Source organism: Mucilaginibacter oryzae, assembly GCF_003148845.1.
Classification (GTDB): Bacteria; Bacteroidota; Bacteroidia; order Sphingobacteriales; family Sphingobacteriaceae; genus Mucilaginibacter; species Mucilaginibacter oryzae.
In genome coordinates this window covers 75,268-98,248 of the sequence record NZ_QGHA01000002.1, presented here as the reverse complement: position 1 = coordinate 98,248, position 22,981 = coordinate 75,268, and the positions used below count along the sequence as shown (strand labels likewise).

General features: G+C 44.5%; 25 protein-coding genes and 1 other RNA gene. 16 read left to right on the top strand and 10 right to left on the bottom strand.

Annotated elements, in window-relative coordinates; translation table 11 throughout:
• Nucleotides 1-31 precede the first annotated feature (31 nt).
• Complete coding sequence (locus LX99_RS05970; RefSeq protein WP_245927858.1) at nt 32-1,021, top strand: hypothetical protein; 990 nt, start codon at nt 32-34, stop codon at nt 1,019-1,021.
• Between the two features lie 58 nt (nt 1,022-1,079).
• Entirely contained in the window at nt 1,080-1,781 is a 702-nt protein-coding gene (locus LX99_RS05965) for a hypothetical protein (protein ID WP_109607043.1), read from the top strand.
• 721 nt (nt 1,782-2,502) lie between these two features.
• Here LX99_RS05965 and dinB read toward each other — a convergent pair.
• Nucleotides 2,503-3,687 carry a DNA polymerase IV gene (gene dinB, locus LX99_RS05960; RefSeq protein WP_022830303.1) on the bottom strand — a complete coding sequence of 395 codons (1,185 nt, stop codon included), beginning with the start codon at nt 3,685-3,687 and terminating at the stop codon, nt 2,503-2,505.
• A 75-nt stretch (nt 3,688-3,762) separates the two neighbouring features.
• Here dinB and LX99_RS05955 point away from each other — a divergent pair, with 75 nt between their 5' ends.
• From LX99_RS05955 to LX99_RS05895, 13 genes are all read left to right on the top strand, one after another.
• Nucleotides 3,763-4,383, top strand: coding sequence for a 2'-5' RNA ligase family protein (locus LX99_RS05955; RefSeq protein ID WP_109607042.1), 621 nt, complete (start codon nt 3,763-3,765; stop codon nt 4,381-4,383).
• Between the two features lie 12 nt (nt 4,384-4,395).
• Nucleotides 4,396-5,025: a 2'-5' RNA ligase family protein gene (locus LX99_RS05950; RefSeq protein ID WP_109607041.1), complete on the top strand. Its 630-nt coding sequence runs from the start codon at nt 4,396-4,398 to the stop codon at nt 5,023-5,025.
• A gap of 44 nt (nt 5,026-5,069) precedes the next feature.
• An RNA gene (ffs, locus tag LX99_RS05945) (signal recognition particle sRNA small type) lies at nt 5,070-5,168 on the top strand.
• Between the two features lie 86 nt (nt 5,169-5,254).
• The gene (locus LX99_RS05940) at nt 5,255-6,211 is read left to right on the top strand and encodes a YpdA family putative bacillithiol disulfide reductase (RefSeq protein ID WP_109607040.1); all 957 of its coding nucleotides are present in this window, start codon (nt 5,255-5,257) and stop codon (nt 6,209-6,211) included.
• Between the two features lie 441 nt (nt 6,212-6,652).
• Nucleotides 6,653-7,297, top strand: coding sequence for an N-acetyltransferase (locus LX99_RS05935; protein ID WP_109607039.1), 645 nt, complete (start codon nt 6,653-6,655; stop codon nt 7,295-7,297).
• A 48-nt stretch (nt 7,298-7,345) separates the two neighbouring features.
• Complete coding sequence (locus LX99_RS05930; RefSeq protein WP_109607038.1) at nt 7,346-7,708, top strand: four helix bundle protein; 363 nt, start codon at nt 7,346-7,348, stop codon at nt 7,706-7,708.
• A 57-nt stretch (nt 7,709-7,765) separates the two neighbouring features.
• Nucleotides 7,766-8,983, top strand: coding sequence for an argininosuccinate synthase (argG, locus tag LX99_RS05925; protein WP_109607037.1), 1,218 nt, complete (start codon nt 7,766-7,768; stop codon nt 8,981-8,983).
• 6 nt (nt 8,984-8,989) lie between these two features.
• On the top strand, nt 8,990-9,391 hold the full coding sequence (locus LX99_RS05920) for a cupin domain-containing protein (RefSeq protein WP_022830310.1): 402 nt from the start codon (nt 8,990-8,992) through the stop codon (nt 9,389-9,391).
• Nucleotides 9,392-9,459: 68 nt separating this feature from the next.
• Nucleotides 9,460-10,500: an N-acetyl-gamma-glutamyl-phosphate reductase gene (gene argC, locus LX99_RS05915; protein ID WP_109607036.1), complete on the top strand. Its 1,041-nt coding sequence runs from the start codon at nt 9,460-9,462 to the stop codon at nt 10,498-10,500.
• A 42-nt stretch (nt 10,501-10,542) separates the two neighbouring features.
• A complete protein-coding gene (locus LX99_RS05910) occupies nt 10,543-10,899 on the top strand; it encodes a four helix bundle protein (protein ID WP_109607035.1) in 357 nt (118 codons plus the stop codon).
• A gap of 41 nt (nt 10,900-10,940) precedes the next feature.
• Nucleotides 10,941-12,068: an aspartate aminotransferase family protein gene (locus tag LX99_RS05905; RefSeq protein WP_109607034.1), complete on the top strand. Its 1,128-nt coding sequence runs from the start codon at nt 10,941-10,943 to the stop codon at nt 12,066-12,068.
• Nucleotides 12,069-12,149: 81 nt separating this feature from the next.
• Nucleotides 12,150-13,097 (top strand): N-acetylornithine carbamoyltransferase, encoded by a 948-nt coding sequence (locus tag LX99_RS05900; protein WP_109607033.1) that lies wholly within the window; start codon nt 12,150-12,152, stop codon nt 13,095-13,097.
• Between the two features lie 74 nt (nt 13,098-13,171).
• Nucleotides 13,172-13,780 (top strand): FMN-binding negative transcriptional regulator, encoded by a 609-nt coding sequence (locus LX99_RS05895; protein ID WP_109607032.1) that lies wholly within the window; start codon nt 13,172-13,174, stop codon nt 13,778-13,780.
• A 93-nt stretch (nt 13,781-13,873) separates the two neighbouring features.
• On the opposite strand, the gene LX99_RS05890 is transcribed toward LX99_RS05895, so the two are convergent.
• The 7 genes from LX99_RS05890 to LX99_RS05860 form a co-directional block, all read right to left on the bottom strand.
• Nucleotides 13,874-14,173, bottom strand: a complete 300-nt coding sequence (locus LX99_RS05890; protein WP_109607031.1) for a HigA family addiction module antitoxin — start codon at nt 14,171-14,173, stop codon at nt 13,874-13,876.
• A 111-nt stretch (nt 14,174-14,284) separates the two neighbouring features.
• Nucleotides 14,285-15,511 carry a thioredoxin family protein gene (locus LX99_RS05885; RefSeq protein WP_109607030.1) on the bottom strand — a complete coding sequence of 409 codons (1,227 nt, stop codon included), beginning with the start codon at nt 15,509-15,511 and terminating at the stop codon, nt 14,285-14,287.
• A gap of 141 nt (nt 15,512-15,652) precedes the next feature.
• Nucleotides 15,653-16,027, bottom strand: coding sequence for a DUF4430 domain-containing protein (locus LX99_RS05880; protein WP_109607029.1), 375 nt, complete (start codon nt 16,025-16,027; stop codon nt 15,653-15,655).
• A gap of 182 nt (nt 16,028-16,209) precedes the next feature.
• Nucleotides 16,210-17,310: a GAF domain-containing protein gene (locus LX99_RS05875; protein ID WP_109607028.1), complete on the bottom strand. Its 1,101-nt coding sequence runs from the start codon at nt 17,308-17,310 to the stop codon at nt 16,210-16,212.
• A gap of 284 nt (nt 17,311-17,594) precedes the next feature.
• A complete protein-coding gene (locus LX99_RS05870; protein ID WP_109607027.1) occupies nt 17,595-18,542 on the bottom strand; it encodes a gliding motility protein GldB-related protein in 948 nt (315 codons plus the stop codon).
• A 145-nt stretch (nt 18,543-18,687) separates the two neighbouring features.
• The gene (locus LX99_RS05865) at nt 18,688-19,644 is read right to left on the bottom strand and encodes an HPP family protein (protein WP_109607026.1); all 957 of its coding nucleotides are present in this window, start codon (nt 19,642-19,644) and stop codon (nt 18,688-18,690) included.
• A gap of 313 nt (nt 19,645-19,957) precedes the next feature.
• Nucleotides 19,958-20,347, bottom strand: coding sequence for a DoxX family membrane protein (locus LX99_RS05860; protein ID WP_170122642.1), 390 nt, complete (start codon nt 20,345-20,347; stop codon nt 19,958-19,960).
• 158 nt (nt 20,348-20,505) lie between these two features.
• Here LX99_RS05860 and LX99_RS05855 point away from each other — a divergent pair, with 158 nt between their 5' ends.
• Nucleotides 20,506-22,062 (top strand): M20/M25/M40 family metallo-hydrolase, encoded by a 1,557-nt coding sequence (locus tag LX99_RS05855; protein ID WP_109607024.1) that lies wholly within the window; start codon nt 20,506-20,508, stop codon nt 22,060-22,062.
• A gap of 97 nt (nt 22,063-22,159) precedes the next feature.
• On the opposite strand, the gene LX99_RS26235 is transcribed toward LX99_RS05855, so the two are convergent.
• The gene (locus tag LX99_RS26235; RefSeq protein WP_022831194.1) at nt 22,160-22,294 is read right to left on the bottom strand and encodes a hypothetical protein; all 135 of its coding nucleotides are present in this window, start codon (nt 22,292-22,294) and stop codon (nt 22,160-22,162) included.
• 98 nt (nt 22,295-22,392) lie between these two features.
• The gene (locus LX99_RS05850; protein ID WP_022831195.1) at nt 22,393-22,944 is read right to left on the bottom strand and encodes an RNA 2'-phosphotransferase; all 552 of its coding nucleotides are present in this window, start codon (nt 22,942-22,944) and stop codon (nt 22,393-22,395) included.
• Nucleotides 22,945-22,981 lie beyond the last annotated feature (37 nt).

The window sequence follows — 22,981 nt, the reverse complement described above, 5'->3', positions numbered from 1 at the left end:
TTGCTGATAACCTGCAAAAATTCACAGACATTTGAAAAAGACAATATCTACCTTAGCCCTGCTATTGCTTATAGCCCTTACTACCAACGCCTGCGCCGCAGGCCGCGAACACTTTAAAGATACTACCCCGAAAGCCACGCTGGATACTTTAAAGTACGACTCGCTGATGAAAAAACTGGCCAATGGCGATAAAAGCGGCAGGTGGCCGGTAAAAACCAAAGAGTATCCCCTGCCGGGCGCTATTTTGCCCTTTAACCGCGTTGTTGCCTATTATGGCAACCTTTACTCCAAAAACATGGGTGTACTGGGCCAGTACCCGCGCAAAACGATGTTGAATAAGCTGAAGGAAGAGGTTAAAAACTGGGAGCAGGCCGATACCTCAACCAGCGTAGTACCAGCCCTGCATTACATTTGCGTAACTGCCCAGGCCGATGCCGGCCGCAATGGCCTGCATAACCTGCGGATGCCTTTCAGCCAGATAGATACGGTGATCAGCTGGGCTAAAAGTATTAACGCCATTGTATTTTTAGATATACAGGTTGGCTTCAGTACCGTGCAAACCGAGTTGCCTTTATTGGAAAAATACATGAAGATGCCCAATGTTCACCTGGGTATCGACCCCGAATTTTCGATGAAGGAAGGCAGCGTTCCCGGCAAGCGCATTGGTACTTTTGATGCCGACGACATTAATTACGTTACCGGGTACCTGGCCAAACTGGTAAAAAAGAATAATCTGCCACCTAAAATATTTGTAGTGCACCGTTTTACCAAACGCATGGTTACCAACTATAAAAACATCAAGTTGAGGCCTGAAGTACAAGTGGTAATGGATATGGATGGCTGGGGCCCTCCAGAACTTAAGAAAGGTACTTATAAATACTTTATTTCGGATGAACCGGTGCAGTTTACAGGTTTCAAGTTGTTTTATAAAAACGACATCAAGAACAAACCAAACAGGATGCTAACGCCGAAAGAGGTTTTGAATTTGAAGCCAGCGCCCATATACATACAATATCAGTAAAACAACATTGCTTAATTTAAACCGGTTTACATATATTTGGCACATCTAAACTTTACATATGAAACCGGTTTTTAATTTTTTATCCTTACTTCTCTTCATTATCATTTCTTACACCGCTACGGCACAAAACATGGTAGCGGTAAACCGAATGTTTGCCAACCAAAACATGCAATTTAATATGCAAATGCAGATGAACCGGTCGATGATGTGGGGACATTGGGGAAAAGCAGAAATCTACAATCCTAAACACACTTTCACGGTAACGATGCTTGATGGCACAACCAAAGAAGTTAGCTCGAAAATTTATGCGGATACCACCGCCCACAAAAGTTACCTGCTATTTGTAGATAAAACGCTGGCGAAGAAAGATTCGAACAGGAATCAGAAAATCTATCCACAACAAACCAAAGCAATTTCCCGCGTACTATCGCCTTATGAGTATGCGGAAGCGCCATCAAATAATTTTAAAGGTATCGCGAAAGACAGCTGCTGGATGTTTAAAGTTGTAAAAGGGAAAATAAGTGCCTATTCGCTGTTAAGCGAAGAGGATGATAATATGGATTTTAATCCATCAACACTGGTTGGCTTGCAGTTAGATAAAGGAGATATTGTTAAATTTAACGAAGACAATTTAAAAGTCATGGTGGGCAATGACACGGATGCATTGGAAAAAATCCGGAAAAAAGATTATTTAAAGGCTATAAAAATATATAACAGGAACGCTGAAAAAACCGCAAAAAACGTGCTACCACAACGATAATAAAGTTAGATAGTCAAAATTTAATCTGACAGTTACTATTATTTATTTCCCTTACTGTCGTCTCACAACACCGTACGTGCCGTTCGGCATACGGCAGTTTGTCAGAATTGTAATAATGGTAGCTGTTTCTCAACAGAACGGTCTCTATTTGTTATCTTAGCTTTTAACCAGGTTCCTCTTGTCTTTTACTCTCGACTTCCAGCCAACCCTCAAACAAGCAGTTCTCTTACGAGGTTCGGCCGTTACTGCATTAAGCCCGATTTCATAAGCCTTCGGTTTTATTCCAACATTCAGCCCTTTCCAATTCTGGTACTATGGCCTTTGCTGACTTCTGCTAAACAAGCTTAGCATCACTGCAAGCTCTTGCTCCTTCGGGATGCCCGTCTCCATCCGTCAACCGTTTAGCAGATCTCCCCGGGCGAGAACGCAAATTTTCTCTCCATATACTTATCGGATTTATAGCCACGACTTTCGGACAGTTTAGGGCTCTGATTTGTGTTGTAAGCTCACCCTGACGTGACTGCCTGATCCGCTTCCTGTTCGTCAGGCCAGAGATTTACCCTCGGCTTCCCTCAGATTCGCAGTCGCCCACGACACCCTTGCCTTTAGTTAACGCTTCCTACCATCAAGGCGCATTCGGGGCTCTCACCCTATAGTAGTGCGCCCATGCCGGGCGCACAACTAAAAGTCTCCCCTCCCGGGGGAGATTTAGAGGGGGCTTTCATCCTCTCATAAACGGATTGAAATTTCTCGTACCTATTTCCATCCCCGCCGCCCGGCATACGGTTTTATCGCCAAACTTGAAATTGATCTGATCCATAGCCTGGTAAAGTTTAATACGCTCTTCGTTATCTTCAAACAGGTTAATCTGGTAGCTTCCTGTACACAGATCGCTTAACCTTACACCTATTAACCTGACGGGCCTGTGCTGATCCCAGGCTTTTTTAAGGAGGTTTTTAACACCAGGTATCAGAATATGCTCAGCCGCGGTAAGCGCTATTTTTTGTTGTTGGGTATGCGTTTCGAAATTACCATAACGAAGCTTGATGGCTAAACAGGAAGACAGCTTATTTTCGCGGCGAAGTTTGGATGACAACTCTTCAGTCATCGATACCAGCGTGGTTTCGAGCGTACGATGATCAGACACGTTAGTATGAAAAGTATGTTCGGTACTGATAGATTTCCGGTCGGAATGGGGCACAATTTCGCTATGATCAATACCATTGGCCTTTTCCCAGAGCGCATGCCCGTACTTGCCTAAAATCGCTTCAAGGAAACGAACATCTACCTTTTGCAGGTGCCCTATTTTTTCAATGCCGTATTGATACAGCTTGTTCCGGGTACTTTCGCCCAGGCCGGGAATTTTACCAATATTTAAGGGAGCCAGGAATTTAACCTCATCGCCATGTTTCACAAACATTTGCCCGTTGGGCTTGGCCTGGTTGGTGGCCATTTTGGCCACGGTTTTGCCGGATGCCATGCCGAAAGAAATAGGCAGACCTGTTTCTTTGATGACCTTCTGCCTCAGCCTGGTTGCCTCCTGGTAACAATCAAAAAAGCGGTCCATACCGGTGTAATCGATATAAAACTCATCTACAGACGTTTTCTGATACAAAGGCACGGTATCATGAATGATCTGGGTAACCTCGCGCGAAGCTTCTCCATAACGCCCGTGCGAACCACGGATCAGGATAGCATGCGGGCAAAGTTTAAGCGCCTGTTTGGTGGGCATTGCCGAGTGTATGCCGAAGGCCCGTGCCTCATAGCTGCAGGAAGCCACTACTCCCCTGTCGGCCGAGCCGCCGATGATCACCGGTTTACCGATCAATTCGGGATGAAACTTCCGTTCTACCGAAACGAAAAACGAATCGAGGTCGATATGAACGATATAGCGTTTGGCTTCCACGAAACAAATATGAAAATAAATTTGATTTATTACTAATTATTTTAGCATTTTTGAACTAAATAAATTAGCTAACAGATGAATATGTACGAAGATTACCTGATGCTGCTCTCGCCGCCCGAACCTGTGAAGCATGAGATAGCGCGCTATAAAAAGGCGTCGGCAAGGCTGATCGGTCAATTTAAAAGCATGGATTCGCCCGCGCATATATCTGTTCAGCACCTCGAAAGGCAAAAGCCGTTTATGTCTGGCAAAAACATGGAACTGATTGAGCAGGCAGTTAACACCATGCCCCCGGTACTGCTGCACCTTGACGGCTTCGCGCATTTTGCGCACTTACACAGCCGGATGACCATCTATGGTACTATCCGGTCAACCCAGGCATCAGACGATTGGTTTGGCACACTGAAAAAGAAGCTCAGGATCAAAAAGAATATCATACCGCATATCACCGTTGTACGCGATGTTGCCAAAGCGGATTTTGATAAGCTCTGGTCGCATTTCAGGCATAAAAAACTGGTTGAACCATTCTGGATCAAAGAACTGACCATTTTAAAGCGCGATTCGCTGAACAGCCTGGCCAAATGGGATAAGTTTAAAGTTTTTGAGTTTAAAAATATTCCTGGTACCGGCTATACGCGCGATGAGGTAGCGCTGCTTAAAGCCGGAGATCCGGATCAGGTTAACCTTTTCAATTAAAATTTTAAGATCATGGACCACGCATTTTATCATTTCATCTTACCGGTGCCCGATCATGTAAACTTCATGATCCTGAAATTAAAGAACGAAGCCAAACGCCTTATCGGCAACTATACAAGTATGCAGGCCAGGGGGCATATTACCATCAATAACTATCCACGCAAGCCGTTTGAGGCCGATGTGCAGGGATTTTCATTTTTGAGCAGGCGGCTTAACCTATTGCCTTCCGTTGTTTTTGAGATAGATGGTTTTGATTGCTTTAATGAGGGCAATAATTATAACAAGACTATCTATGCTAAAATCAAATTAAGTGAACAGAACAGGTACTGGTTAAAACTTTTGAAAGATATAGTCGGCGAAAGCAGCACCGTCCCGCATATTACCATTGCAAGAAACCTAACACCCGGGCAATTTAACCGCCTTTGGCCGCATTTTCAGAAAAGGGAAATGAAGGTAAAATTTGTTGTAAGCAGGCTCACCATTTTACAAAACCTGTTGAATGAACACGACCATCATGCTAAAATTTACCGCGAATTTGATTTTCGGGGTGATGAAAAAGCGTTGGTTGGATATGCAAACGCCGGATTAAACAGGCAATTTAAAAATTATTCCTCTATAAATCAACAGGTAAGCCTTTTTTAACATTTTCTTAATGAGAAACGCCACCTTTTTCTATATTTGCGCCGGGGTAAGTCTTTTACGGCCAGCTCCTCTTGAACTCCCCCAGGGTGGGAACGCAGCAAGGGTAGAGAGTTGAGCGGCGCGATAAAAGTAGCTTACCCTTTTTTATTTTCTTATTTTTGCCACGCGGCAAACGCGCCCCGAACCGGTACAGGTTCATCATTTCTTTCATTTCTTAATTTGCATACAAATGCTCGATATACTCATTATTGGTGGCGGCCCTATTGGTTTAGCTTGCGGACTCGCCGCTCAAAAGGCCGGTTTAAGTTTTTTGATTATTGAAAAAGGTACATTGGTAAACTCGCTCTACAACTACCCTTCTACCATGACATTTTTTTCTACTTCAGAAAAACTTGAAATTGGCGGCGTACCCTTTGTTACCACGCATACTAAACCCAACCGCGCCGATGCGCTTGAATACTATCGCAGAGTAGCACTATCCAACAATCTGCCTATCCACCTTTTTGAAGAAGTTACCGAAGTAAAACCGGTAGATGGGTTTTACACCATCACCACCAAAAAATCAACCTACCAGGCAAAAAAAGTGATCCTTTCAACCGGCTTTTATGATATCGCGGTTAACCTGGATATACCGGGCGAAGATCTGCCTAAAGTAAAGCATTACTACCAGGATCCGCATTATTACACTTTACAAAAAGTGGTTGTTGTAGGTTCAAGCAACTCGGCTATTGATGTGGCGCTTGAAACTTACCGGAAAGGGGCCGAGGTTACGTTAGTAATCCGCGATAGCGAAATAAGCCAAAGGGTTAAGTACTGGGTAAGGCCTGATATTATCAACCGCATTAAAGAGGGCAGTATTAAAGCCTATTTCAATTCCAACCTCGAAGCCATCCGCGAAAGTGAAGTTGATATCAAAACACCCGAAGGCATGATCACCATACCTAACGATTTTGTAATGGCGATGACCGGCTATAAGCCCAATTTTGAGTTTTTGAAAAAGCTGGGAATTGTCCTCTCTGAGGATAAATTTATCCCTCAATACAATCCCGAAACCATGGAAACAAACATGCCCGGTTTATACCTTGCCGGCGTGGTTTGCGGCGGCCTTGATACCCACCTTTGGTTCATCGAAAACTCGCGCGTACATGCCGAGATGATCATCGCTGATATTATGGCTGGGAAGTAAGTGGTTGACTGAGTTGATCGGGCAAACGGATCACTTTGATAAACAACCGATTATCTGCAAAAACTAACTACTCAACTGATCAACTCAATCAAGCATTCACCACCCCATAAATAATGACATTTTTTTCTTGTATAAATAAAATTTTATAACCTACTTTGCAGCGAAATTAAAAACACAGTAATTCAACAAAAAATGAATATACCAAGCTTAAATAAGCCCGCCCTGAGAGCAAGTTTTGCTCCGGTTGCTGCTGCCTTGGGTTTAGCTGTTTTTTTAACCTCCCCTCTTCTCCGACGAAGGACCTACATGCCACGGGCTTGAATTAATTTTCATCCTGCTCCGCACCAAAAGAGTTTTTTAAACTTTTTTTAAAAACAACGCTCCAATTTATTTATTTAAGGCTGTTAAAGCCCATTTATTTAACGGTAATTACCTATCTAAATGACCATACAAGATTTTGATATCCAGGTTGCTACAGCACAGCATGTAGATTATGCCACCATGATCTGCGACGAAATGGCCGAATCGGCCAAGGCACGTGGAACCGGTATCGCCACACGCTCGCCCGAATATGTTGCCAATAAAATGCTGGAAGGCAAAGCGGTTATAGCATTGCATAAAGACGGCACCTGGGCCGGTTTCTGCTATATTGAAACCTGGAGCCACGGCGACTTTGTTGCCAACTCGGGCCTGATCGTTAATCCACAGTTTCGTAAAGCCGGTTTAGCAAAAGCCATTAAACACCGTATTTTCCAATTATCGCGCACCAAATACCCCGAAGCTAAAATATTTGGCTTAACAACCGGCCTGGCGGTAATGAAAATCAACTCGGAACTTGGCTACGAACCCGTTACTTATTCAGAACTAACCCAGGACGAGAACTTTTGGGCAGGCTGCAAAAGCTGTGTAAACTTTGACATCCTCACCAGCAAAAACCGCAAAAACTGCATGTGCACCGCCATGTTGTTTGATCCGGCAGAAAAGCAAAAGGAGTACGAAGAAAAAATGCAGCGCATTACGCATAAGGCAACTTTGCTGGAACGTATAGAGAACGCGATCAAAAAACGTATTAAACACGACGCTTAATTGAAGGTAAAAGGTTAAAGGCGAAAGGTTAAAGGTAGCTGCATCATCATGAGAGATTACAAAAAGCTTGATGTTTGGAAAAAGGCGCATTTGCTCACAAAGCACATTTATGCCGATATACTACCAATAATGCCTCGCGAAGAGCAATTTGCCCTGACCAACCAATTACGAAGATCAACATATTCAATTCCCTTAAACATTGTTGAGGGTTGCGGCAAAAATACAGACAAGGACTTTACTCATTACCTGGATAATGCACTTGGCTCGGCACACGAAGTAGAATATACTTGTTATTTGATTTATGACCTCGGATTTATTTCCAAAGAAATTTACGATAACACCAATGCCCTGATTAACGAAGTGAAAGCCATGTTAATAGGGTTCATTAAATTTTTAAGAAACGATAATTAACATAAAACATCAAGGCGAAACCTTTCAGCTTTAACCTTTCGCCTTTAACCTTAAAAAATGAAAAAAGTAGTATTAGCTTATAGCGGAGGTTTGGATACCTCATTTTGCTGTATTTATTTAACCCAGGATCTTGGTTACGAGGTTCACTCGGTTATTGTAAATACCGGCGGTTTTAGCGAGGAAGAGTTAAAGGGCGTTGAAGAACGTGCCTACAAAATGGGCGTTACTTCGCACCACGTGGTTGACGAGACCGCGAACTTTTACAATACCTGCGTACGCTTTTTAATTTATGGTAACGTGTTAAAAAACAACACCTACCCGCTATCGGTAAGTGCTGAGCGCGTAAGCCAGGCAACCGCTATTGCTAACTACGCCAAAGAAATTGGCGCCGAGTTAGTTGCACACGGCAGTACCGGCGCCGGTAACGACCAGGTACGTTTTGACATGATCTTCAATATCCTGGTACCCGATATCAAGATCATCACCCCTATCCGCGATTTAAAACTGAGCCGCGAAGAAGAGATCGAATACCTGAAGAAACACGGTGTTGATATGAACTTCGAAAAAGCTAAATACTCTATCAATAAAGGCATCTGGGGCACTTCGGTAGGTGGTAAGGAAACCCTTACCTCAAACCTTGGCTTACCTGAAGAAGCCTGGCCAACCCAGGTTACCGAAACGGAAGTTAAAGATCTGGAGCTTGTTTTTGAAAAAGGCGAGTTGGTTGCCATCAATGGCGAAAAATATGATCATCCAACCAAAGCCATTCAGGCTTTACAGGCTATCGCGCAACCCTATGGCGTTGGACGTGATATCCATGTAGGTGATACTATCATCGGTATTAAAGGCAGGGTAGGATTTGAAGCCGCCGCGCCGATGATCATTATCAAAGCGCACCATACCCTGGAGAAACATGTATTAACCAAATGGCAGCTTTCATGGAAAGACCAGTTATCGTCTTTCTACGGCAACTGGCTGCACGAAGGCCAGTTCCATGATCCTATCATGCGCAACATCGAAGCTTTCCTCAGCGATACGCAGAAAAATGTTACCGGTAAAGTGTTTGTTCAACTGCACCCTTATCGCTTCCAGGTGGTTGGTATCGAATCTGAGTTTGACCTGATGTCGAACAAATTTGGCAGCTACGGCGAGATGAACAACGCCTGGAGCGGCGAAGACGTTAAAGGTTTCTCGAAAATATTCGGTAACCAGGTAATGATCTATCATAAGGTTAATGCCCCCCAGCCCACTGAAGGGGGAGCAACATCTCAATAATATAAAATGATTAATCCAACCAACCCATCCGGCATTCAGGCTCCCCCTTTAGGGGGCGGGGGGGCGGTCGTTTTTTCAAAAAGCGATTGCTTAAAGCACTATAACTGGGGCGACGACTGCCATGGGTGGACTTTTATTGATACGGAAGCCTTATCTGTTAAACAGGAGTTAATGCCTCCCGATACAGCCGAGCAATTGCATTATCATGAAAAAGCCACACAGGTATTTTTTATTTTAAGGGGACAGGCTACTTTTTTCATAGACGGAGAGGTAACGGTATTAAAGCCGGAACAGGGTATCGAGATACGTCCCGGTCAGCAGCATTTTATCAGCAATAACGACCGCACCGACCTTGAGTTTATTTTATATTCATATCCATCAACAAATAATGATCGGATAACCCACTAAGCCCCTAAAGGGATAGCCCCCTACCCCCCTAAAGGGGGAATAATTAATACTTTATTATGAATAATACAATGAGCAACGAAGTAGAATTAAATAGTGCCACTAATCAAACTCCCCCTTCAGGGGGTCGGGGGGCCATACGTGCAGGTATAGTTGGCGGCGCGGGTTACACCGGCGGTGAAATGCTCCGTATCCTGATCAACCATCCTGATGTTGATATAGCTTTTGTACACAGCAACAGCAACGCGGGCAACTACGTTTATGAAGTACATACCGACCTGTTTGGCGATACCGATTTAAAATTTGCTGCTGAGTTATCTAACGATATTGACGTACTTTTTCTGTGCGTTGGGCATGGCGATGCTAAAAAGTTCCTGGAAGCAAACGCTATTCCCGATTCTGTGAAGATCATCGACCTGAGCCAGGATTTCAGGCTGTCGCAAAATTCAACATTAAACGGCAAGGCCTTTGTATATGGTTTACCCGAGTTGAACCGTGAGGCAATTAAAACAGCCGCTAACATTGCTAATCCGGGTTGCTTTGCTACTTGTTTGCAATTAGGCTTGCTTCCGCTGGCTTCAAACGGATTGTTGGATAACGAGGTACATGTTACGGCTACTACGGGTTCAACCGGTGCCGGTCAGAGTTTATCGGCTACTTCACACTTTACCTGGAGAAACGATAACCTTTCGGTTTACAAAGCATTCAGTCATCAGCATTTAAATGAAATTGGCCAATCGTTAAGGCAACTACAACCGGGCTTTGATAAAGCGATAAACTTTATCCCATACCGTGGTGATTTTACCCGTGGCATCATAGCCTCTATTTATACCGAGAGCGATTTAACTGAAGAAGAAGCATTAGCGCTTTACAAAGCATATTACGAAGGCCATCCGTTTACGCATGTAACCAACCGTAATATCGATTTAAAGCAAATTGTAAACACCAACAAATGCTTTATCCAGGTAAAGAAACACGATAACAAAATATTTATTATCAGCATTATGGATAACTTACTTAAAGGCGCGTCCGGCCAGGCTGTACAGAACATGAACCTATTGTTCGGCCTTGACGAGCGCACAGGCTTACGACTTAAGGCGATCGGCTTCTAACGGAGCCGAAAGCCTAATGCAGAAAGCTTAAAGCTATTGGCAATGAGAGACTATAAAAAATATTTAGTTTGGGTAAAAGCGCATGAGCTCAACATGTTCGTTTACAAAAATGTACTTCCTAAATTTCCTAAGAGCGAACAATTTGATCTGATGAGTCAAACTAAAAGGGCATCATATTCAAGCCCGCTCAACATAGTTGAAGGATGTGGAAGAAACACAGAACGCGATTTCGCCCATTTCTTAGACCAGGCTTTAGGGTCAGCACATGAGTTAGAATATTGCTTACTGATGTGTAAGGACTTGTCTTATGTTGATCAAGTCCTTTATCTGGAAACAGATAAATTAATTAATGAAGTTAAGGCTATGCTAATAAGCCTAATTAAAACACTAAGAAAATAATAGCTTTCGGCCTTAAGCCTTTAGCTTTAAGCTTAAATAATATGAAATTATTCGACGTTTATCCAATAAACAATATAAACATTACACGGGGCAATGGCAGCCTTGTGTATGATGCTCAAGGAACTGAATATCTTGACCTCTACGGCGGTCATGCCGTTATCTCCATTGGCCATACCAATCCGCATTATGTAAAGCGTTTGGAAGATCAGTTGCACCAGATCGGCTTCTACTCCAATTCTATCGAGATCCCAATTCAAAAAGAACTGGCTCAAAAGTTAGGTAAAGTATCGGGCAAGGATGATTACCAGTTGTTTTTGTGCAACTCTGGCGCCGAAGCCAATGAGAATGCCCTGAAACTCGCTTCTTTTTATAACGGAAAGAAAAAGGTTATCGCTTTCAAAAAGTCGTTCCACGGCCGTACCTCGTTAGCTGTTGCCGCTACCGACAACCCTAAAATTGTGGCCCCGGTTAACGAAACAGATAATGTGATCTTTTTGCCTTGGGCCGATGAAGCCGCTTTAGAGCAGGCTTTTAAAGACAATGAGGTTTCTTCGGTAATTATTGAAGGCATACAGGGTGTTGGCGGCATCCAGGTTGCTCCTGAAGCCTTCCTGCAAAAAATCCGTTCGCTATGCGACGAATACAATGCCGTATTTATTGCCGATTCGGTACAATGCGGTTATGGCCGTACAGGTAAATTTTTCTCGCATGATTTTGCAGGCATTAACGCCGATATTTATAGCATGGCTAAAGGTATGGGCAATGGCTTCCCTGTTGGCGGTATCATTATTTCGCCTAAAATACAGCCTGCCTACGGCATGTTAGGCACCACCTTTGGCGGTAACCACCTGGCTTGCGCCGCAGGTTTAGCCGTGCTTGAAGTAATGGAACAGGACAACCTGATGCAAAACGCAGCCGAAATTGGCAGTTACCTCATTGCCGAGTTGAAAAAACTTGAGCAGGTGAAAGAAGTTCGTGGCCGTGGCTTGATGATCGGTATCGAATTGCCCGAAGAACTGGCACATGCCCGTAAAGAATTGCTGAATAAGCACCATATCTTCACCGGCGAAGCCAAACCAAACGTGATCAGGCTTTTACCTGCATTAAACTTAACTAAAGCCAATGCCGACAGGTTCCTGGAAGCTTTTGTATCAGTTTTAAATCAATAAAGAGCCCCCTCTAAATGTCCCCCTTTGGGGGACATTTGAAAATAAATAGCAGAACAACTCACCCCGTAATTGTAAAAGTTCATGAAACTATTCTCTTCCGTTAATGATGTGGCCGATGTTAACGCGCTTGTAAAAGAGGCGCTGGCACTTAAACAGGATCCTTTTGCCCACCAGCAATTGGGTAAAAATAAAACGCTGGCCCTGGTATTTTTAAACCCAAGCCTGCGTACCCGCATGAGCACCCAAAAGGCAGCCATTAACCTGGGCATGAATGTAATGGTGCTTAACATTGATAAAGAAGGCTGGGCACTTGAACTGCGCGACGGCGTAATTATGGATGGTACCACCGTTGAGCACATCCGCGAAGCTGCGGGCGTTATGGGCCAGTATGCCGATATTATTGGCGTGCGCTCGTTCCCGGGCCTGCGTAACCGCGAAGAGGATTATAGCGAGATGATCTTTAACAAGTTTGTTGAGTTTTGCAAAGTGCCGGTTGTGAGTCTGGAATCAGCTACCCGCCACCCGCTGCAAAGCTTAGCCGATTTGGTTACCATTGAAGAGCTCAAAACAAGCGCCCACCCTAAAGTAGTTTTAACCTGGGCCCCGCATATCAAACCATTGCCACAAGCGGTTCCAAATTCATTTTCGGAGTGGATGTGTAAAGCGGATGTTGATTTTACCATTGTTCAACCCAAAGGCTACGAGCTTTGTGCCGGTTTTACACAAGGCGCAAACATCACTTATAACCAGGATGAAGCTTTGGCAGGCGCGGACTTTGTTTACGTAAAAAACTGGTCGGCTTATGAACCTTACGGCAATATACTGGGTAAAAACGAAGAATGGATGCTTACCAATAAAAAGCTGGAATTAACCAACAATGCCAAAGTAATGCACTGCCTGCCGGTTCGCCGTAACCTGGAACTGTCTGACGAGATCCTCGACGGGCCAAACTCGGTTGTGGTTCATGAAGCCGGTAACCGTGTATGGGCGGCGCAGGCTGTGTTAAAACAGATGCTGGAAAGTTTGTAATCTTTCATATTCAGCGGGAACCGGGATTTATCAGTCCTGGTTCTTGTCTCTTGTCCTCTTAACGCTCTTTTCCCATGTACACGCCTAAACATTTTCAGTTAACTGATGAGCAGGAAGCTATCAGCTTTATGCAGCGATACAGCTTCGCTACTCTGGTTACAGCTACCGATGATGTACCTTTTGCCACGCACCTCCCCTTTTTGGTAATAAAACGCGATCGGCAGATCATCCTCGCATCACACTTTGCCAGGGCAAACCCGCAGGCAACGGAGATTATCGGGAAAGATGTGCTGGTGATATTTACCGAGCCTCATGCTTACATCTCCCCTAAGCATTACGAAAAGGAAACCAACGTACCCACCTGGAATTATATAGCCGTACATGCGTATGGCAAAGCAACGATACTGCCTGAAGGTGAGCAAACCGCGGAGTTATTAGCCCGAATGATCAGCAATTACGAAGCGGAGTATTTAAGCCAATGGAACGGCTTGCCCGATGAATATAAACAACGGATGATGAAAGGCATTGTGGCTTTCGAGATTGTAGTGAACGATTTGCAGGGAAAACAAAAGCTTAGTCAAAACCGCAGCGAAATTGAGCGCAAGAATATCATTACTACCTTGAGCAAAAGCGATGATACTACCGAAGCGGAAATAGCTAAGTACATGGAGAGACTTAAATAAAATCTACTGCAGATCGTTTCGCTAACGCGGGTTCAGCGCAGCGTAACTTCGATCTAAACTTTTTCAAGCTTTTAGCTTGACCATACAAACGTTTCAAGCACTCTTCTTATAAAAATGCTGAATACTCGTACGGTCAACCTTTTGCTCAGCATGCCACAACTCATAATTATTTTGAAGATTAACCCAAAATTGCGGTGTATTGCCAAATGCCACAGATAACTTGATGGCAAGCTCCGGACTGATTCCTGTATGACCGTTAACAATAGCCGAGAGGTTAGCACGGGCCATTCCCAGGCCTTTAGCTACTTCGGTAATGGTTAAGTCCCGTTCCTCAATAAACATTTCCTTTAAAATGAAACCGGGATGATTGGGTGGTAATTTGCGTTTCAACATAATGCTTTCCTTTTAATGATAGTCGATATAATCAACGTCGTGAATATTTCCATCCTCAAACCGGAAGATGATACAGTAATTGGCAGTTATCGGCCACAGGATGCGAAAACTTTATTTCCCCTTCAACTTCCCCACCAAAGCCTTGGTATGCTCATTAGGCACCAGCAAATAAGCCCGCTCCGCCCATTTCGCTGCATCCTTTTGCGCGGCATCATCCCCCGGCAATAACTCCCTGAAAGCGTCTGCAACCTCATACAAAAGCGTAGCCACATTGCCCGAATATTGCCTGGCAGCCAAAAGTTTTTCTTCGGCAAAGCCCGGTATTTTGGTACTGTCCTGCTGTCCGCTTAAAAACGGGGCCATTACTTTATCAAACAGCTCCTTATCTTTTTGGCGGGCCAGGGTGGTATCAACCGCCATCTGTTTCACCGCTAAACGGTAGCCTGCTTTTTTTAGCCCATCGGCAAGTTGCAGTTTACGCGAGTGATAAAGCGCGGCATGGTCGGCAGTTAACTGGGCAGCTTCGGTTAGTAATGGGTGAAGTTTTTCTTCAATAGTCATGGCCTGCAGGGCTGTTTGCCGGTCGCCGGCTTTGGCAGCATCGCCCCAGGCAAAGTACAAGGTATTTTCAAACAGGCTGTTGGCGACCTGTTTTTGTTCGGCGTTATCAAACACCTGCAGGTTACCCGCAATCAACGGCACCGCTGCCGACCATGTTCGCCCGCAATTATTCAGCAAAAACCGAAGCTCCGCGGCGTTCAGGTCTTGCTTTTTCAGGGTAGCTACGTAGGCGTTCAGTATTTTGGCATTATCCAGCTGTACGGCCGTTCGTGCTTCCAGGTAGGTATGAAAAAATGGTCTGCTCCGTTCGCCGACGGCAAACCTGGCATCTAAAGCCGCCAACCTTAACGATGTGCTATCGTTACCCAAGGCTGCTTTTGCCGCCGCTATAAATTCGGCGGCAGGCATATAGTCGGTACGTTTGCTGCGCAATACGCCCTTCTGGTCAAGGTAAAGCCATGTGGGATAGGCACTTACGCCAAAAGCTTTGGCAATGCCGGGACCCTCCCCTTTTTCGGCATTAAGGCGGTAGCAGATAAAATTATCGTTGTAAAACTTACCCACTTCGGGCAGGGGGAAAACCTCCTTCTCCATCCGTTTGCAGGGGCCGCACCAATCGGTGTATACATCTACAAAAATGGGTTGTTTTTTGGCCTGGGCAGCAGCCAGCAGTTGTTTCCAGCTTCCGCCTAAAAAGCGGATGCCGGTTTGCTGCTGCGCTTGTGCAGGGCGCAGCAGGCTTAGTAATAAGCAGAAACAAAGTATTTGTGGTTTCATATCATAAAGCTACAACTTTATGATAAAGGCAGGCAGCATTAAATCTGCTACAGGGTAAATTTAGCCGGAGAAATTTTGGCTGAACCCATGCAAATTCCTTAATGAGGGATTATCGCTAAAACCCCAAAAAGAATTATGCTATCATGCAGATTTAGCCGCAAACTTTTGGCCGAGGGTGGTAGCTGCGTGTGTTTCGGCATTATAAGTGGTATAAGTAAATGTGATAACATCGCCGTCATTAATCCAGGTATTGTCGATACCGGTATCAGAAGATATGCCGTTAACGATGAAATCCCAGAAGAAGTAGGGCTCATAAGTAGATACGAACGAATCGTAGGTGCCGTTAATCATATCTACCAGGTAACCCAACTGGCTTCCGTAGTACTGTAAAAGGAAAGTAAAGCTTTTTTGTGCAGATAGGGCGTTGTATGCAGCTTCGATGGCGGCTTGGCCGTTCATATTAGCCTGCCATGGAACTTGTACCGACGGGCCTCCTGTAATTGTAACAGTCACCATTTTTAAATGAGTTAAGTGTAAGTGTTTAGCTGTATAAAGCTAATTGTTTATTAACCCAATTCAAATATTATTTTATTAATATTTATTCATAAAACAGAACGTTAGGTTTTAGTTTTTGCCCTGTCTAAACCAACACAGGGCAAAAACCCGGCCTTGCGGTTACTTTAAAAAATTCAAATGCTTTACTGGGGTGGAGGTTCGGTGGTGTAGCTTACCACCAAATGGATTTTTTCATCTAATTCCTGTACCGCTTTTTCCATGAGTTGTAATTCTTCTATACCGGTAACGCGCTCATCGGTTTTTAATAATTCCATTAAGCCCATAATAGAGGCTACCGGTCTGCGCAGTTCATGCGATTGGATGAACGCGATTTCCCTTAGCGACTGGTTTTGTGCGGTTACAGTTTCCTCGTGTTTCACCCGGGCGGTTACATCGGTGGCATTCACCGAAACCCCGATAATTTCACCCTGGGGATTAAACGCCGGCTCGTATTTAACAACCCAATAGGTTTGTTGGGCGCTATGGTCAATTTTACGTTCCTCAAATACAGCGGTGCCCCGCAATGCTTTAAGGTAATTGTCGTAAAAACATCTTTTCAATTGTGGGGCAAGATAATTGTGCATGTCGCCGCCCCTTACCAGGGTTTGGTTGTAAGTGCGGTAGATTAACCGTTCGAGCGATTTGTTAAAGGCAAGTATCTCGAAGTTTTTTCCGAGTAAGAGGTGACAATCAATAGAACTTTCAAAAAACGACCGCAGTTCGATCTCCGACCGTTTGGCGGCGATAAACTGATCTTTTAAAATTTCAATGCTGCTATCAAATTCTAAAAGCTGGATAGCCTGCCTGGATAAGGCGGAGAGCATCTGCTGTTGCAGTTCATTCAAATCCCTCGGCTGCCGGTCAATCACACACAGGCTACCCAGGTTAAGCCCGTCTTTGGTAGTTAAGGGCGAACCTGCGTAAAAACGAATTTTCGGGTCGCCGGTTACGAGGGGATTTGTTGCAAAACGTTCATCTAACAGGGCGTCGGGCACCATCATCACCCCGTCATTCTCAATTACATGGTTACAAAAAGCTTCGGCCCTTGTGGTGGTTTCGTATCTGAAGCCTATTTTAAATTTAATGTACTGTGTATTTTCATCAATAAGCGTAATCAATGCGGTAGGCGTACCGCAAATCCTGGCTGCCAGTTCTACTATTCCCTGCAGCTCCTTATCTTTACTGATTTCCAGTTTAAGGAAGCGATTTACAGCTGCAATTCGTTCCAGTTCTCTTAAGGGCATTATTTAAATTTAAAAACATTTACGAATCAAAATAAAAAAAGGTTTCGGCTAATATTTACTTCTTCGTCTGTTGATATTCAAACACCCCAAAGATAATATATTATTAAATAAGCACATAAATTGAACATCAGCCGGTCTACGATTTACGTACCCAGTAGCGTAAACCTGCGCGGATATGCAGTGAGGGTCGAAATTCTGTACTAAAGGTTGCTTCAAAGCAATAAGGTTACGCCCGCACTATCCCACCTCCCAAGAGCGCAAAAATGATATAAAATTTAATATATCTATTTGCATCCGCCGTCATACCCGCTTTGCGCTGTAATTTCCATGTACTTACTTAAATCAAGCATATTTTTTATGGCTTGCTGTTTATCTGTCTGCTTGTTGTAATAGGCTTCGCAAATCCTAAGCCCGACAAAGTATCCCAGATCGGCAGGTTTTCCTTGTATGCTTCCGGCGTTGAAAAGCCATTGTGAAAAATCGTCACTCTTTATGTTGGGCTCGAAGGATTTCCACAGTTCACATTCATGAGCCAAACCATACTCAACAGGGGCTGTCGACCAGCCATTTTTTAAAACCAGCGCCGGCAGAAACTCCGCGGCTCCTTCCTTTATAGATACGGATAATAAGTTCCTGGTTTTGGCATGGTGTTGCTGGCAGTGTATACTTTCATGAGCTACCAAGGCAATCAGGTTTATTCCTTTCGATAATACATCGCGTACAGCGCCTGCTTTAAACTCAGAAAAATCCATAGCAGAATCGGCAAGCGCGATCTCCGCGCCCAGGAGGACCACATTGTTATCAACCGTTCCGCCTCCCCTGATGCAGCCTATAGCGAAACATACCTTCGGTACCCGGTATCCCGGAATGGCATCTTTCATTTTTTGAAACATTTGGTTGATGGCAGCCACATTAGCCGAAAGGTTTTCAGTTTTACTACGCAACTGCCGCAGGTACCTGGGATATTTAAGGATGGTGCGCACATATTCGGGCGCGGTATATCTGCGGATCTGTAAAAACTTTCTCCCTTCCTTACTCATCCTGTCCAGATAAACAGCCTGAACAATCCGGGTACTGTCTTCCGTGCTTTTAGCTTCTTTCAAAGCATCAACCGCCTCCCAAAAATGAGGGATATCGCTGGTGATGCAGCTACCTTCTTCATAGGATGCAGGTTTTAAATGATAGGCAAGGTACCCCGAAAACATCCCGATCAATACGATAACAGATTTCATATTTATATAGATGTTACAAGATAATAAATAGTTGCAATAAAAAGTATCAATATTTCGCTGTAGGCGAACGCTTGCAGATTGTGCTGAATTACAAATCAGGTAATAAACACCATGAGCCGCTTAATCAGGCTTAGTTCACTAAAAATCAGCCTTGTTTACGCCTACCATTAACCCTTGCAAATACTAATTTGAATTGCCTGTTAAGCCTAAGGTTTTTATAAGAATATATTCCGCCTAAAACAACAGCGGCCGTCACCAGCACCTGCCAGTAAAAATATTTAGGCGATGCGCCCGGCAACACCATTGGCAGTAAAGCCATAGCATAAGCCGGCGGAAACTTAAACTTAACCAGGCGCAGTAAAAAAGTTACAGCAATAAGATCAATAACTGCTGAAAGCAGCAGGTTATGCAAATAATACAGGCTTAAAACACCTGTAAAAGCTGCAATGAACAGGCATAACACCTGTTTATAAAACACTGCAAACTGATAATCCTCCTTATGTACAGATTCAAACCCAACAACCAACACCGGGGGCATGGCCGCCATATGCATCCACCCGTTTTGAGCACAGATTAATATCCAGGCCGATATCAAACCAAAGTACAGGATATTATCCTGATGCCTTCGCTTTGAAACTGAGTGCATGCCTGATGCTCCGGGTTTGGCATACATAGATGCTGCAAGCAGCGCGGTGAAGGTGGCTATAGCGTAAATAAAATATACCGAGGTAATATTTGTTATAACCGGCAGCAAACCGGTAGCCAGTGCAGGGGCCAGTGTGCTTTTAAAAAGCAAAAGGGTTAGCAATACAAAAGCTACCGCCAAGATCAGTTTCGCTGCAAGCGGAAACTCCGCGTTATTGATCAGAAAACCGCCTGTTGCCGTTAATGACGGAAGCAGAAAAATATGAAACGGCCTTGATAACCAGCCGGGATTGCGGTAAATAAGTCCACCAACAGCAAGCGCGGCCACCTCGGGCAATATCATCTCCCGGTTGTGGAGCACAACGGAAGCACCAATCATCAGGAATATCAGGGTATAAGCCAACATGCTCCTCAGCGGTATTTTGTTGTGGTTTGTGACAGCGGTTGTGATATTCATTTTGATTGGGTTTTGAAATCAAAATTAACCGGTTAACAGCAGTAAGGCATGGTGCTTTTCAGGCTATTGATGGTACTAAACAACTATTGCTACGAAGCTGCGAAAAATAAAAGCCCCATAGCACTCGCTGCATGGGGCTTTAAACCTAAACCTTATCACAAATCAATGAGCGTTTTGGGAACGCCCACTAATCATTGTGTAAAATTAACGCTTAATCTTTATTTTCCATAATTTATCTTAAAGGTTTTATGTTTATTACATAAAAATTACAGTTTACCGGCGGTAAACATTGCTTACGTCATATAATTTTTGCTTAAACGGATGCCTTCATGGTAAACATCGGTTTGTAGTATTTCCGGTAGCCAAAACCCAAAAGCACATTGGGTACCATTAGGGTAACGCCCATTAACCAGCCCGACGGCACCAGGATGGTATGAAATAACAGCACGTTTAAACTGATTGGAAAAAGTACCACCGCCGCGAAAGGAGCGTAACGGTTAAACATAAGTGATAGGCCTCCTGCTATCTGGATGGACTTGATCATGGGATAAAAGTAACCTACTCCCTTTAACCCGGCCACAAACGCACCTGTTTTACCGGGATGTAAGGGTTGATACGGTATAAACTTGAAAAAATAATCGAGCCCGAATATGAGGTAGATAACGCCGAGTAAAACGCGGGAGATAAGTACAGTTGTTTTCACGCTGATGGTATTGATGATTTTGATTTAAATCAAAGCTTGTTAAATAAATGCACATTATCAACACAAAGCATCTTAATACAATCAGTTTTTAAATCATCACTTTTCGGGCTATTGCATTATTGATTATTTTGATTATATTTCTGCATAAAACCCTCACTATGAATTTCTTAAAACCTACTTTAACCGCCGCTTTATTGCTTGGCGGCTTAAGCAGCTTTGCACAGCAAACTGAAAATGTAGATACCGCCGTGTTTGGTCGTATCCGCAGGGCAGAATTGAACAGCTCGCAGATTCCGCAGATAGCACATTACATTACCGATGTTTCCGGGCCTCGTTTAAGTAACTCGCCGGGATACGACAGGGCGGCTAAATGGGCGGTAGAAACCATGAAAAAATGGGGATTAGCAAACGCCGCCACCGAAAGCTGGGGAACCTTCGGCAAACGCTGGGAGATACAGGATTTCAGCATCATGATGCGCGCGCCCTATGCCGCGCAGATCAGGGCCTACCCCAACCCCTGGAGCGCCAATACCAATGGTACCGTGACCGGTGGTGTTGTGGTACTTGGCCCCGCCCAAATTATGGATACCACCTACCTTGCCGGCCACGCCGCCGATTTTAAAGGTAAGTTTGTAATGGTTGCAGGGAACCCGCCGGGCACAAAAGCCAATTTCGAACCTTCGGCCGAGCGGCTGGCAGATACCGCGTTGGCCAACCTGAAGGATAGCTACATGGTGCCTGCCGGGATGATCAGCATGTACCAGAACTACATTAAAATTTTTAAAACGTCTGACCTGATCTTTAAAAAAGCAGGCGCGCTGGCCTTTATCAACACAGGGCGCGGTAACGTGAACGGCGCCGTTTTTGTGCAGGGTAATTACGGATATCACCTAAACGATCCTGAAACGGTTCCACAGATCAGCATGGCCATGGAAGATGCGCAGAAAATTAAACGCCTTGTAGCCTCGGGGCAAAAAGTTGAGCTTTCATTAAATGTTAACGGCAAATTCTCAATCGATGATACCAACGGCTACAATGTTGTGGGCGAAATTCCGGGCACCGACCCTAAGCTAAAATCGCAACTGGTTATGCTGGGCGGCCATCTCGATTCGTGGCAGGCCGCCACCGGCGCTACCGATAACGGCGCGGGCTGTATAGTGATGCTGGAAGCCGTGCGCCTGTTAGATTCGCTGGGGCTTAAACCTAAACGTACCATCCGTATAGCGCTTTGGGGCGGCGAGGAGCAGGGGTTGTTAGGATCGTTCGGTTACATCAAAAAACACTACCGCGAGGGCGAAAAGATAAAACCGGAGCAAGCTAAGGTATCGGCCTATTTTAACCTGGATAACGGCACCGGAAAGATCAGGGGGATATACGCCCAAAGCAACCAGGCCGTGAAACCGATATTTGAACAATGGTTTAAACCATTTCATGATTTGGGCGCCAAGACCGTAACCCTATCCAACACAGGCTCAACCGATCATCTCTCGTTTGATTGGGCGGGCATCCCCGGTTTTCAGTTTGTGCAGGACCCTATTGATTATGAAACACGAACCCATCACAGTAATATGGACGATTACGATCACCTGCAGATTGACGACCTGAAACAGGCCGCCATTATCGTAGCCTCGTTTGTGTACCAGGCCAGCATCCGCGCCGACATGCTGCCCCGCAAACCACTGGATAAAGGAAGCTTTGTATTTGACGGTTTTTAGCCATTTACCAAACGCACAGCACCTCTACGGGCAAATGAGGAGTGTGACTAAAAGAATTATAAGCCCGGCGCAACAGGCAGCCGGGCTTATAATTCTTTTAGTCGCGCGCCGACTTAAGTTCGCTGCGTTCGGAAGTTCTTTTGCTTAAACGGCATTTTACAAATGCATTAATCATAATACCTGCTACACAACAGGCTACCAATACGTAAATAATCAGGATGTGCTTTGGCATTTCAGTCTATAATTTCCCCTAATGTAACACGTATGATACATTCAATACAAGTATTATCAAAAATAAAGTTTCGACCGTTTTAGTACCAAAGTCAATTTTTATTTTACGCTGATAAACTGTGCCGGTACCGCGTCTGTAAGCCATACCTTATTTTCTGACAGGTAAAACTGATAACCCAGCCGGTGCATCTCTCCGGCTTTAATTGTCAAAACAACCGGTTTGCCGTGCCTGCCGCCAACTTTTGCGGCGGTATCGGTATCGGCGCTCAGGTGTACATGCTGCCTGGCGCGTTTCTCGAGGCCCGACTGTAAAATACTTTCAACAGATTGGCTCCCGGTGCCGTGATATAATATTTCTGGCGGTGTTTGCGGTTCGTAACCCAGTTCCACCGCTACCGAGTGGCCCTGGCTTGCGCGGATCCTGAGTTTTTCATGATCAAAAGCAAAACGTTTTTTGGCATTGGTATCAACTACGTGCTGTAATATTTCCCAATTAACGGCATGCCCGCTTTTATTTAATTTATCCAGCAGTTCATCAACCGGCACCCAGCCTTGTTCATCAAGTTTAATGCCTATGGCCTCGGGTTGGTGGCGCAATACAAGGCTTAAAAATTTGCTAAGGTTTGTGGTTTCTTTTTCAGTTAAATTCATGCCTTAAAGCTATTAAATTGGGGGCATCAATGCCACT